The organism is Cohaesibacter gelatinilyticus (assembly GCF_900215605.1).
Classification (GTDB): Bacteria; Pseudomonadota; Alphaproteobacteria; order Rhizobiales; family Cohaesibacteraceae; genus Cohaesibacter; species Cohaesibacter gelatinilyticus.
This window is the reverse complement of record NZ_OBEL01000005.1, coordinates 244,884-257,661: the sequence shown is the minus strand read 5'-3', so window position 1 is coordinate 257,661 and position 12,778 is coordinate 244,884. Positions and strand designations below refer to the sequence as shown.

Sequence of the window (12,778 nt, the reverse complement as noted above, 5' to 3'; positions counted from 1 at the left end):
CTTGTGACTAAAAGAGAAATGTTTGTCCAGCACACTTTTATGCTCGCAACCGGACTGGCATCATCCTATCTATAGGGTGAAAGGATGTGCAGTATGTCAGACACTGAACGCAAAACTCTGGTTTTGACCGGCGCCAGCCGCGGAATTGGTCATGCAACCGTCAAACGCTTTTCGCAAGCAGGATGGCGGGTTATCTCCTGCTCCCGGCACCCGTTTTCCGACAAATGCCCATGGCCCATGGGGCCGGAAGACCACATCCAGATTGATCTATCAGACCCGGATAATCTGGGTGTTGCAGTAGGCGAGATCAAGGATCGACTGAAAACAGAAGGTGGGCGTCTTCACGCTTTGGTCAATAATGCCGCAATCAGCCCCAAAAATAGCGAAGGGCAACGCCTTGATAGTCTTGAGACTCCCATGCATTTGTGGCGGCAAGTTTTTCAAGTCAATTTCTTCGCGCCCATCATGCTGGCTCGTGGCTTGTTCGACGAATTGAAAGAGGCGCAAGGCTCTGTTGTCAATGTTACGTCTATTGCCGGCATGCGCGTGCATCCTTTTGCCGGAACCGCTTATGCCACATCCAAGGCTGCTCTTGCTTCATTGACGAGAGAAATGGCCGCAGACTTTGGCCCTCACAAAATCCGTGTCAATGCCATTGCACCCGGTGAAATCGATACCTCCATTCTATCACCTGGAACCGACAAGATTGTCGAAACCATTCCATTGCGCCGTTTGGGCCTGACATCCGAGGTTGCTGACACGATTTATTATCTGTGTTCGGAGAGCGCTTCCTATGTCTCCGGATCGGAAATCCATATCAATGGCGGTCAACATGTCTAAGCTACTTTAACCATCAGCCTTTGTCGGGACTTCCAAAAGCCTGCCATATCAAGATTTGGCGGGCTTTTTTCATGACTTCATTGGATAAACTTGGCACTGCGATATCTATTTTCGCTTTTTGACAATTAGACAAACTCTCTTCATTACGCTGGGGAAACGAGAAACAAATTTTCTCAAATCGGCATTTAAGCTCAGACTCGAGCGAATTTATTTTAACTTTAGATCTAGATTAGGGGAAAACTCGTAAAAAACTATGATGCAGTGCATATAAATCCGTATTTCAGATGCTGTAAATCTGTTATTCGCGCAGTTTCAATCAACTTGGAATTCCTCTCCATGCGGACTAACAAATTGAAACATGATCATAATTTCTCATGATTGGGCACTAAGTCATTTGAATTTTTCGTAAGACGGTTGCAATGTATGCGATACATACAATGTCAAAATTTCTCTCCTTGTGGAGCAAAAATCCCGAACTTATCCTGCGCTGCGTCATAAAAAGCGCATTTTGAGACATTGTGTCGCACTCCATTCTCGCTAACATAGATCTCAGGACCTTTGGCATTTTTGCCAATTCAGAGGATCTGTCGTCCAGCGCATTGAGCGGAAAAAGACAGTCCCGCAGACAGGTAGGAGAGGGATTTTGAGTGAAGCAGTAGAAGGCACAACCCTTTCAACGACGCAGCATGAAGAGCATGCCAGACCCAAGATCAAACCGATCATTCGTAATATTTCATCCGAAGATATTTCCGCAGCTTTGAGTGCGGGTTTTCGTGATTTTCAGGAAAATTTCAAATTCAGCCTGTTTTTCGGCCTGTTCTATGCCGTCGGTGGCTGGATCATGATCTGGTTTTTGACGGGATTGGACCTTCCTTACCTCGTTTATCCCCTGGCCTCAGGTTTTGCACTGATCGCACCTTTCGTCGCCGCAGGACTGTATGAAGTCAGCCGTCGCAAAGAAATGGGTGAAACCATGGAATGGGGTGGTATCCTGGGTGCGATATTCTCCAAGCGCGGAAAAGAATTGCGCTGGATGGCCATTGTCACCGGCTTTGCTTTCATCATCTGGATTGATATTGCGATTTTCCTTTATGTCATCTTCTTCGGATTGCAGGAAATCAACATCTCCGATCTTTTGGGTGTTGTGATTGGATCTCCACGCGGCGCTCTGTTCCTTCTGGCAGGGAATATTACCGGTGCCATTCTCGGCATGGCAGTTTTTTCGATCACCGTGGTGGCTTTTCCGCTACTGCTTCACAAGGACGTTGATTTTGTCACCGGCATGATCACATCCGTTCAGGCCGTTCTGAAGAACCCCAAAACCATGATCAGCTGGGCTGCTTTTATCGCCGTTATGCTCGCTGTATCCCTTGCGTCATTCTTCGTCGGCATAATCGTGGTGTTGCCCTTGCTTGGTCACGCAACCTGGCATCTCTACAGACGCACTGTGAGCTTTGAAGGCGATGAAGAAGCCTGATTTTGCTTCTTGTCGAACGGTGGGCATGGTGCCAGCTTCCCACATGTTGGTACCATCAGGCGACGATGATGCGGCAACGTGGGTAGAAAGAGCCAGGATAATCTTGGCTCTTTTTACGTGTCAGAATTCCTGCGACCTATATTCAGGCTTGACTGCCTGAATTTGCTGACCCGGCTGGATGGATCATTCGCTTGATAAGATGCTTGATATCGCCACCAATGCCAAAGAGGGTCGGCACCAAAAACAAAACAAACAATGTTGCTACTGCCAGACCAAAGACGATGGTCACCGCCATTGGTTTCAAGAATTGCGCTTGGGTAGAGGTTTCAAACAAAAGCGGTGTCAGTCCGCCCAATGTTGTAAGAGACGTCAACAATACTGCCCGGAAGCGGTCACAACTTGCTCCGATAGCTGCATCCATCAGGCTTTCGCCATGAGCCAAGCGTTCATCCAGTCGACTGACCAGAATAATCGAGTCATTGACCAGAATTCCCGACAAGCCTAGCAAGCCTATCATCGACAAAATGGTCAGATTTATTCCGATCAGATAGTGCCCCAATACCGCACCTACGAAGCCGAATGGAATGATCAGCATGATGGCGAACGGGCGAGTATAGGAAGCAAAGACCCAGGCCAGAATGATGTAGATAACAGCAAGCGCGATCAGGACACCGACCTGCAAGTCGGCAAAAGCTTCTTTGCGCTCCTCGTCACGGCCTGCAAAGGCATAGTCGATACCATGTTTGACAGCGATTGCGGGCATCAGCTCCTCACCCAGCTTGGCAACAAGATCCTGTACGGTGATGACTTTGGAATCCACATCTGCAGTGACTGCGATGGTGGTTTTCCCGTCTTCACGCTGAATAAGCGAGAAACCCTGGCTTTCTTGCAAGCTAACGACTTCGGTGATCGGCACATATTGACCGGAGGGACTTTTCAGCCAGATCGATCGAAGATTATCTACATCCTTGCGGCTCACTTGCTGCAAGACTATATCCACTTCTTCATCCAGAATGGCCAATTTGCGTGCGGTTCGACCCTCCAGGAGATCCCGAACCTGATCGCTGACGCTCTGTGAGGAAAAGCCAAGAGCAGCACCACGTGGTGTCAAACTGAGTGTAAGCTCCGGCTTGCCATATGGCATATCATCGTCAATCTCGGAAATGCCGGCATAAGAGGTCAAACGCTCGCGCACATCCAGTGCCGCCGTTTTAAGGGCCGATGGAGATGCACCGAAAATCTTGATATCCAGATCTGCACCCGGTGGACCACCACGTTGACCCCGAATGGAGACATTTTTCAAGCCCGGAATCTTTGGCATAGCCTTATTCAGAGCCCGTACCATGGTACGTGTGCGCACTGTCCGAACTTCGGATGCGGTCAGACGCAGCCGGATGGAAGCCACATTGTCAGCCGTTGTTCGGCCCGATTGGCCAAGAGTAGTAAAGGCTGCTTCGACCAGCTTTTCGCCCTGCCCCAACCTGGCTTCGGTCTCATAAACCGTTTTGTCAATCTGCTTGATAATGTCCAAGGCCTCGGATTCCAGAATACCGACATTGAACGTGACAGACATGTTGACGGTTTCTGACTCGGGCGACGGGAAGAAGACAAAGCCAAGGCGCCCTCCCTTCAACAAACCGACCATCAACACCAATGACGCGATGCAGAGGACTATAGTGGTATAGCGCCAGGCATAAGAAAGCGTAACCAGACGATGGAAAGGACCGTCCCGAAGAGCTGCAAATCCTGCATCGAAACGTCTTCGCAACTTGCCTTGCTTCAAGCTCGCGTTTGCTGCATGCCCCTTGGCAAGCTTCTTACGCTCCAGATGATTGAACACCAACTCCAGAATAATGGCAAAAGTCAGCGCGAAACCCGCCAGAACGAATAAAGCTGTTTGCTCCGGCATAACGGAGTGCAAACTTGCCCATGACTGTTCGATCAAACCGCCAAACTTTGCAGCCAGGCTTTCGGGAATGACATAAAATCCCATCAAGACCAATGAAAGCCCTATGCCGACAACACTCACTCGCTTGACCGACCAGCCACGATGATAGGACGGGGTCAAGGAATGTGCCAAATGGCCAGGTAGAATGAAGAAACATTCGATCAGACTGGCTATGAGCACCGCGATCACGACGACAGGCAGAACCGCCATCATCTTGCCGATGGTATCACCAATAATGAAAATGGGTGCAAAGGCGGCTATGGTCGTTAGTGATGCGGCCGCCACCGGCATCAACATTCGCATTCCGCCATTCTCGGCCGCGACAGGCCCGGGATCGCCATTGGAAAACCGGGTCGCTGTATCCTCAGCAACCACAATTGCATCATCGACAATGATTCCCAGCATCATGATGAACGCAAAAAGGGAGATCATGTTGATGGTCTCTCCTATCAGGAAGAGGACCAAGAAAGCGGCCAGAATGGCAACCGGAATCCCTGCTGTCACCCACAAGGCAATCCGGGCGTTGAGGAAGATTGTCAAAATGATCACGACCAGCAGAAGACCTGACCCTGCATTCTTCACCAACAGCAAGATGCGATCTGTCAGATATTCGGCACGTGCATCATATTTGATAACTTCCAGTGTCTTTGGCAGGGTCGGAGTGATCTCCTGTAAATAGTCATCCACGATAGCAGCAGCTTTGAGGCTATCTGCCGTTGGTGCGCGCTGGACCGTGAGCTGAATGGCTGCCCGTCCTCCGAGAATTCCGCGAACCTGGTCGGGATCAAAACGACGCTCGATGCGTGCAATCTCATCCAGCTTGACACGGGAACCATCTTTCTGGGAAATGATCTCGATATTGCCAAGATCTTCCGGATTTTCTTCTGCCCCCAGCGTGCGAACCTGTTTCTCGATTCCATCATCAATGGAGCCGGATGGCAGATCACGGCTGTTGGAGCTAATTTGGCCAGCAATATCCTTGACCGTCAAATTCAGGCGCCGCAGATCGTAATTCTGCAGGCCGATAAAGAATTCTTCGTCACGCACCCCTGTGAAATCAACCTTGTCGATACCACGATCCAAGAGATCATCACGCATTCGTTTGGCAAATTCCTTTAAGGCTCCTTCTGGAAATGGTCCTGTCAGAATAAGTCTGACCACACTGTCACGAAACTGAAAATAAGAGACTTTCGGTGTATCTGCCCCATCCGGTAATGTAGAGATCCCATCAACAGCCGCCTCGACATCGCTCAAGGCGATTTGCATATCGGCTTGCGGATTGAAATCCAGCACTACCGAGCCATAGCCTTCACGAGCGACAGAGTCGATTCCCTTCACGCCGTCAATAAAACGCACCTGTGGCTCGATAATTTCCAGAATATTGGCTTCCACATCTTCGGCGCTTGCTCCATTCCAAGTGACTGCCACGCGGATCGCATCGGTATCGATGGTCGGGAAAAATTGGCTATTCATCTTCGAAAGGGAGAACAGGCCAACGATGATCATCAGCACCATCAACAGATTGGCAGCGTTGGGATGACGAACAAAAAATGAAACCGCGCTTTTCTTGCCTGAATCAAACCGGCTCATGATTGCCCCCCGGTTTTATCGATCTTTTGTTGTTTCCCGTTCGAGCTCTTATCTTTATTCCCTACTGGTCGAACTTTCTCCTTTGCAAAGCCTGTTGCTTTCAGATCAGGTATGACAATTTTCAAACCATCGCCAGCCTCTGCAATACGGGTAGTGATGACCTGTTGTCCGACCCGCAGACTGGATGCATCAACCAGAACTTCTTCCCCGAGATAGGCCTTGATTGCCACTTTTTCCGATTTCATCCGCCCTTGACCATCTACCAAATACAAAAGCTTATCATCATAGACTGCCGCCTGAGGCACACGGATTACATTCTGGTAGAGCTTGTCCGGGACTGACAATTCAACAAATGTGCCCGCACGAAGGGCCGAACGCCGGTCAAGGCGAGCATACACCTGGATGCCACCATTTGTGGCATCAATCTCCGGTGTAATTCTTGAGATGGTTGCACTATGGGTCTGGCTGACATCACCCAGTTTCCAGACAACCGATATGGCACGTCCTACCAAATCGCTCTGATCCGAGATCAGGCGGCCATATTGTGCATCTGATAAGGTGAAACGCACATCCATCTGCTCTGGATCATACATGGTTACCAAAGCATCATTTCCGGAAACATTGCGCCCCAGATCAACATTCTTCTTCTGAACCAACCCGGTGAACGGCGCCTTGAGATCGGTATTGGCGAGATTCCGGTTTGCCTGATCCAGGCGCCAGTGTAGCCGTTCGGAATTGGCGAGCTGTTGTTCAATCCTGGCTTTAAGAACCGTCAGATTGTTGCTGCGTGCTTCCATCACCTGTTGACGCTGGGAAAGCACCAATTTGCGATTTTCCAATGATTGCTGTGTAAGCGACCCCGATTTTGCCAATTTGTTGGCTCTTTCCAGATCACGCTCCGCGAATTCCGTCTGCTCTTTCAGGCGCTCAAGAGCAGATTCTTCGGATTTGATGGTTGCGCGTGTTTCGGTGAGCTTGGCTTTTGCCTCATTCAGATTAGCTCGGGCTTCGCGCACTGCACCCTCATAATCAAAGGCGTCAATTCGCACCAGAGCTTCTCCCTCCGAGAGAACCTGCCCTTCCGCAAGCCCTGGATTGACCCAGATGACTTCACCTCCCACAAGAGCACGCAGTTCAACCGTACGAGCAGCAAATACTGTCCCAAACAAAGATATACTCGGTTGATATTGGGTCGGAGTTACAGTTTTGACTTCAACTGCATAAGCCTCCTCGCGTGCAGCAAGCTTGCCGATATCAGGCTTGGAGCCGATCAATCCACGAAAGACAAATACCGTCACGGCTATCAATAAAATAGGCAGAACGATCCGAGCCACCCAGTTCAGGATCGATGGGTTTCGAATAGCTATGGATTGAGCTGGAACCGGTCCCTCTATCCGTGAAACACCACCTGCAGGAGCTGACCGGCGTGATGGATTGGGTAATTCTTGCGGCAAGGGGTGCTTGGGCTCATGTGTCACGATTAGTCTATCCAATAGCTGGGCAGGGCTCGGAAACCGTCACCAAACCAACTCTGTCGTGCTGTTTACGAAGCAAAGTCAGTAACGGATGCCTTTTCCGTTTCATACGATCAATTTGCGGACATTTTAGGTCCATGGTCCTGCTTAGTGGTTATCAGCATTCAGATAACCCGTTTGTTCTATTTCAAACCGTAAGCGGCACTGGGTCAAGTTTTCGCGGTCCGGTTTTACGCCGGAATTTTGTAACCAAGTGTCGCAACCTGTCGTGACTTGGATACAGATCCAAGTAATTGGAAATATTCAGACACAAAAAAGCCCACCAAAGGCGGGCTTTTGTTAATGAAAGCTTTATCGAACTCTTACTTCTTGATCCAAGGCTTGGGATCATAATGGTAGCTCACACCACAAAATTCGCATGTCACATCGATTTTGCCATCAACCACCATATCTTCGATCTCTTCACGCTTGAAGTTTGCCAGCATCGCCTCAATACGCTCATTGGAACAGCTGCATTGATGACGCACTGCACCCGCCTCAAAGACACGTGGCCCATTTTCATGGAACAAACGATAGAGCAATGTTTCAGCACTGACCTGGGGATCGACCAATTCGTGATCCTGAATGGTACCGATCAGAGCTTCCGTCTCACGCCAGGCATCTACTTCCTCTATCAGGGCTTCACCTTGCTTTTCAGGATCCGGGTGATCGCCGGGATGCAGATCACGATGCGGAATATCCTTTGAACTTTCAGGCAGATATTGCACCAGGATTCCACCAGCCATCCAGCTGGAACGAACCTTTTCATCCCCTTTGGCACTTTCCATCATCTGGCTAGCAGCAAGGCGCACAAGGGTTGGCAGCTGCTCTGATTGCATGAAATAGTCATGGGCAACAAGTTCCAGAGATTGACCGGTCAGCGCAACAACACCCTGGTAGCGGTTCATATATTGGCCCTGATCGATGGTCATGACCAGGTGCCCTTTGCCCAGCAGATCTTCTGGCTTTGTTTTGCCAGCTTCAATAAGGGCATTCAGTGCATCGGCATCATAGCGCACATAGGCACGAACCGCATCAGGAGCCGTGTAATCCACGACCAACACATTGACAGCTCCTTCACTTTGAACCTGAAGGATGAATTTGCCTTCAAACTTCAAAGACGATCCAAGCAAGGCGGTAAGAGCGACCGCCTCTGCCAGCAAACGATTGACAGCATCAGGATAATCGTGGCGCTCGATAATGGTTGTGACGGTTTCATTGAGATGCACCATCCGCCCACGCACATCGAGCCCGTCAATCTGGAAAGGCAAGATGCGGTCCAAGGGCTGCTGGGGCGCTTGATCTGTGCTGATTTGGCTCATGCTCAACCTGTTCTTTTGTAAACGGCAAAGGGCGGACGTGCCTATAGCCCATCCACCCTCGCTTTCAAATCCCAATATACCCGTTCGCACCGAAGCACGAAAGATGGGGTTATTTCAAATCATTGTTGGCCTTGTTGAAGCACCAGGCCAGCACACCTTTTTGAGCATGCAGGCGATTTTCCGCTTCATCAAAGACGACTGATTGCGGGCCATCCATGACCTCATCCGTTACTTCCTCGCCCCGATGAGCAGGAAGGCAATGCATGAAGAGGGCTTCATCGTTGGCCATTTCCATCAATCTGGTATTGACCTGATAGGGTTTCAAGAGGTTATGACGACGTTCTGCATCTTCATCACCCATGGATACCCATGTGTCAGTAATGATCAGATCAGAGCCAACCGCAGCTTCTTCTGCCGTATCACAGACTTCAATCTTGAGACCTTTGTCTTTCAGACGATTGATCTCATCCATGCCGGTCATGAGTTCGCTTGGGACTGCAACGCGAATGGTGAAGTCGAAATGCTCCGCAGCATGCAACCAGGACACCAGAACATTGTTGTAATCCCCGACCCAAGTCACAACCTTTCCATCCAATGACCCACGATGTTCTTCATAAGTCATGATGTCGGCCATGATCTGGCAAGGATGGGAATAATAGGTCAGCGCGTTGATAACCGGCACCGTGGCAGTCTTTGCCAACTCACACACTGCCTCATGGTCCAACATACGGATCATGATGCCATCAACGAAGCGGGAGAGAACCTTGGCCGTGTCCGAGATGCTTTCGCCACGGCCGAGTTGCATTTCCTGACCGGTCAACATAAGCGGCTCGCCACCCAGTTCCCGCATTCCGACATCAAAAGAAACACGGGTTCGAGTGGATGGCTTGTCAAAAATCATCGCAAGCGTTTGATCTTGCAAAATATCCGAGCGACGCTTTGTCTGACGCGCTTTTTTGATGCTGTGGGCCGTTGCAAGAATATCCTTGATATCAACGGTATCCATACCTTCGATATCAATGAAATGACGGACTGGATTGCTTGTCATTGTATCAATCCCCTCTCTTATCAGGAGGCAGTCTGTGCGTCTTGCAAATCAGCAAGGGCAGCATTCAGGGCCGAAATGGCAAATTCAATTTCTTCCTGACCGATGGTCAGAGGCGGCAACAGGCGCAATACATTGTCTCCCGCGGGAACAGCCAAAAAGCCATGTTCACGTGCTTTGGCAAGGAGCTCTGTGGGGGTATTCTTGCATTTGATGCCAAGCATCAAGCCTTCACCACGGATGGTCTCGATCTGGTCTGGATATGTATCAGCAAGCGCAGCGAGCTTTTGCTTCAAATTCAGTCCGTTGCTACGAACCTTCTCCAAAAAACCGTCTTCCAGCACGACGTCAAGAACCGCGTTGCCGACTGCCATAGCCAGCGCATTACCGCCATAGGTGGAACCATGAGTGCCTGCAATCATGGCTTCTGCCACTTTTTCGGTTGCAAGGCATGCACCGAACGGGAAGCCACCACCAATTCCTTTGGCAACGCCCATCACATCCGGTGTGATACCTGCCCATTCGTGAGCAAAGAGCTTGCCTGTCCTGCCAACTCCGGTTTGCACTTCATCAAGCAAAAGCAGTGTTCCGGTCTCATCACACAAAGCCCGCAGCGCCTTCAGGAATGACGGATCGATTTCACGAATTCCACCTTCGCCTTGCAATGGCTCAAGCAAAATGCCTGCGACCTTGTCGCTCATCGCAGCCTTGACAAGCTCGATGTCTGGTTTTGCCAACATTGTAAAACCTGGAGCCTTTGGCCCGAAACCTTCGAGATATTTTTCCTGACCGCCCGCCGCGATGGTTGCAATCGTTCTGCCATGGAAGGCACCGTCGAAAGTCAGGATTTCATAGCGATCCGGCTGACCATTTGCATAGTGATAACGGCGTGCGGTTTTGATCACACATTCCATGCTTTCCGCACCGGAATTGGTGAAGAAGACCTTGTCGGCGAATGTAGCCGCGCAAAGCCGCTCTGCCAGTTTTTGCTGGAGAGGATTTTCGTAAAGATTGGAGACATGCCAAAGCTTGTCCGCCTGATCCTTCAAGGTAGCGGTCAGGTGCGGATGGGTATGACCCAGGGAGTTCACAGCTACACCTGCCGCAAAGTCCAGGAATCGTCGGTTATCCTCCGTTGTCAGCCAAGCTCCTTCACCCCGAACAAATTTCAGATCAGCACGCGCATAGGTAGCAAACAACGGATTTTGTGTCATTTCTAGATTCCTCGTCCCAAGGTCTTGGTCTCCCAAAAAGGTCAGAATAAAAAAAGCCGCGGAAAGTCGCGGCAAGAAGAAGGCATTCTTTTGCAAGAAAGTCTGGTATTTGTCAATCAACTAGTTGTTCATACCAAAGCTCAAGGCAAATTCAGCAGATTATAGCGATAGCAAACTAACAACTTTATACGCAAACACCACGCGCTTCGTCGCCTTTTTTTGATATCTAGCAAGCAACATTCGCTCCGCTCATGATGCCATCTCATTATCCAAAGGCATTGCACAGGTTATCCACAAATTGATCACAAATTTTCCCTGAATCGCAAAATATCGCTTGGAGCAACAGTGAAGGCCGCAAAACGATTCGGAATTCTGGGGAAAAGGACCATTTTGATTCGTCAGGATGTTGCGACGATGCGTTTGCATATAGTAGTTTACAAAGTGTTAATCACTATATCTCGTGCGGCAAACATATACATTGGAAAGATAACACAGCTCTTGGTTGCGAAAGCTTCGCAAGAGGACGGGTCTGTTTTGTCATCTTTCACAGTCTAGACGGAGGCTCCTAGAATGTCTTGGACTGACGAACGCGTCGAATTATTGAAGAAATTATGGGCAGACGGCCTAAGTGCCAGTCAGGTAGCAGCGGAACTTGGCGGAGTTACGCGCAATGCCGTTATTGGCAAGGTTCATCGTCTGGGTCTTTCTGGTCGTGCAAAAACGACCACCAGCACCCAGCGCGCCCGTAGACCACGCAATCAGGCAAGCCGTCCAACACGGCAGGCTCCCAGCAATCCTGCACCCACTGTTGGTGCAACAGCCTTGAAAGCGGATACCAAACCACAATCGGCTCCACAACCTAAAGTAAAGGAAAAGCCTCAGCACGACGCTGTTGTTGTTCCTATCTCCAAACGGGCGTCCATCCTGACCCTTACGGAGAATACCTGCAAGTGGCCAATTGGTGATCCTGGTGATGGCGATTTCCATTTCTGCGGATGCAAATCCGAGGCCGGATCGCCATATTGTGAATATCATTCTGAAATTGCTTATCAGCCAAATGCTGATCGTCGTCGCAAACGCGCGTAAGTTTCATATTTCAGTCACAATCAATAAAAAGGCCGTGTTCATATGAGCAGCGGCCTTTTTATTTTGCACCTGTAACAGATCATCGGGTGAAGCCTAATTTGAGCCATATTGGCAACTCATAAGCGGAGTTGGACTTTTCTACTCCATGGCTATCTCATGTTGCGCTTTCGTCTCTTTGTTTTCTTTCTTGCACTGTCTTTCAGCTTGGCTGCCGGCCTTGTTTTCTGGCTTTGGCCGCAAGCTGTCGCCGCCCCCACAATGGTAACCGAGAAGCAGCAAATCGATAGCATCGTCATCGAAAAAGCCAAGCGCAAGATGAAGCTCTATCGTCAAGGACAGCTGTTCAAAAGCTATGACATAAAACTGGGCTTTACCCCCAAAGGTCAGAAGACAAGAGAGGGAGATGGCAAGACACCAGAAGGTGACTATCTGATCAATCGTCGCAATGCCGGTTCGAAATTCCATCTCTCGCTTGGGCTGAATTATCCCTTGCCTGCCCAACGGGCCAACGCAAAAGCCAAAGGCGTTGATCCTGGTGGCGATATATTCATTCACGGTCAGCCAAACTGGATGTCAGAATTACCAGCCCTTGCCCATGATTGGACGGATGGTTGTATTGCCCTCACCAATCAGGGAATTGAGGAAATCTGGCGCCTGACACCAATTGGTACCAAGGTCAGTATTCGGCCCTAGTGTGGTGGAATTGAAATAGGTATCATTTGTCTGCAGGTTCGTTTGCCTA

The 12,778-nt window shown here is 49.8% G+C and carries 9 protein-coding genes; 4 read left to right on the top strand and 5 right to left on the bottom strand.

What is annotated here, in order from left to right; translation table 11 throughout:
- Positions 1-93: 93 nt before the first annotated feature.
- Together CRO57_RS18870 and CRO57_RS18865 are read left to right on the top strand one after the other, a co-directional pair.
- A complete protein-coding gene (locus tag CRO57_RS18870) occupies positions 94-840 on the top strand; it encodes an SDR family NAD(P)-dependent oxidoreductase (RefSeq protein ID WP_097155046.1) in 747 nt (248 codons plus the stop codon).
- 643 nt (positions 841-1,483) lie between these two features.
- On the top strand, positions 1,484-2,317 hold the full coding sequence (locus CRO57_RS18865; RefSeq protein ID WP_244580152.1) for a DUF2189 domain-containing protein: 834 nt from the start codon (positions 1,484-1,486) through the stop codon (positions 2,315-2,317).
- 142 nt (positions 2,318-2,459) lie between these two features.
- Here CRO57_RS18865 and CRO57_RS18860 read toward each other — a convergent pair whose 3' ends face one another.
- The 5 genes from CRO57_RS18860 to CRO57_RS18840 form a co-directional block, all read right to left on the bottom strand.
- Positions 2,460-5,855 (bottom strand): efflux RND transporter permease subunit, encoded by a 3,396-nt coding sequence (locus CRO57_RS18860; protein WP_097155045.1) that lies wholly within the window; start codon positions 5,853-5,855, stop codon positions 2,460-2,462.
- Positions 5,852-7,333 carry an efflux RND transporter periplasmic adaptor subunit gene (locus tag CRO57_RS18855; RefSeq protein ID WP_141401275.1) on the bottom strand — a complete coding sequence of 494 codons (1,482 nt, stop codon included), beginning with the start codon at positions 7,331-7,333 and terminating at the stop codon, positions 5,852-5,854. The genes CRO57_RS18860 and CRO57_RS18855 overlap by 4 nt, the downstream gene beginning before the upstream one ends.
- Positions 7,334-7,692: 359 nt before the next feature.
- Positions 7,693-8,691 carry an Hsp33 family molecular chaperone gene (locus CRO57_RS18850; protein WP_097155043.1) on the bottom strand — a complete coding sequence of 333 codons (999 nt, stop codon included), beginning with the start codon at positions 8,689-8,691 and terminating at the stop codon, positions 7,693-7,695.
- Between the two features lie 109 nt (positions 8,692-8,800).
- Positions 8,801-9,739 (bottom strand): ornithine carbamoyltransferase, encoded by a 939-nt coding sequence (gene argF / locus CRO57_RS18845; protein WP_097155042.1) that lies wholly within the window; start codon positions 9,737-9,739, stop codon positions 8,801-8,803.
- Positions 9,740-9,759: 20 nt separating this feature from the next.
- The gene (locus tag CRO57_RS18840; RefSeq protein ID WP_097155041.1) at positions 9,760-10,950 is read right to left on the bottom strand and encodes an aspartate aminotransferase family protein; all 1,191 of its coding nucleotides are present in this window, start codon (positions 10,948-10,950) and stop codon (positions 9,760-9,762) included.
- A 570-nt stretch (positions 10,951-11,520) separates the two neighbouring features.
- On the opposite strand from CRO57_RS18840, the gene CRO57_RS18835 reads away from it, so the two are divergent.
- A complete protein-coding gene (locus tag CRO57_RS18835; RefSeq protein WP_097155040.1) occupies positions 11,521-12,036 on the top strand; it encodes a GcrA family cell cycle regulator in 516 nt (171 codons plus the stop codon).
- Positions 12,037-12,192: 156 nt separating this feature from the next.
- Entirely contained in the window at positions 12,193-12,729 is a 537-nt protein-coding gene (locus CRO57_RS18830; RefSeq protein ID WP_097155039.1) for a L,D-transpeptidase family protein, read from the top strand.
- Positions 12,730-12,778: the final 49 nt, after the last annotated feature.

Excerpts from the sequence above, each read along its gene's own strand:
- CRO57_RS18870 (WP_097155046.1), top strand. The coding sequence starts at position 94 with ATGTCAGACACTGAACGCAAAACTCTGGTTTTGACCGGCGCCAGCCGC.
- CRO57_RS18860 (WP_097155045.1), bottom strand. The coding sequence starts at position 5,855 with ATGAGCCGGTTTGATTCAGGCAAGAAAAGCGCGGTTTCATTTTTTGTT.
- CRO57_RS18850 (WP_097155043.1), bottom strand. The coding sequence starts at position 8,691 with ATGAGCCAAATCAGCACAGATCAAGCGCCCCAGCAGCCCTTGGACCGC.
- argF (WP_097155042.1), bottom strand. The coding sequence starts at position 9,739 with ATGACAAGCAATCCAGTCCGTCATTTCATTGATATCGAAGGTATGGAT.
- CRO57_RS18840 (WP_097155041.1), bottom strand. The coding sequence starts at position 10,950 with ATGACACAAAATCCGTTGTTTGCTACCTATGCGCGTGCTGATCTGAAA.
- CRO57_RS18835 (WP_097155040.1), top strand. The coding sequence starts at position 11,521 with ATGTCTTGGACTGACGAACGCGTCGAATTATTGAAGAAATTATGGGCA.
- CRO57_RS18830 (WP_097155039.1), top strand. The coding sequence starts at position 12,193 with ATGTTGCGCTTTCGTCTCTTTGTTTTCTTTCTTGCACTGTCTTTCAGC.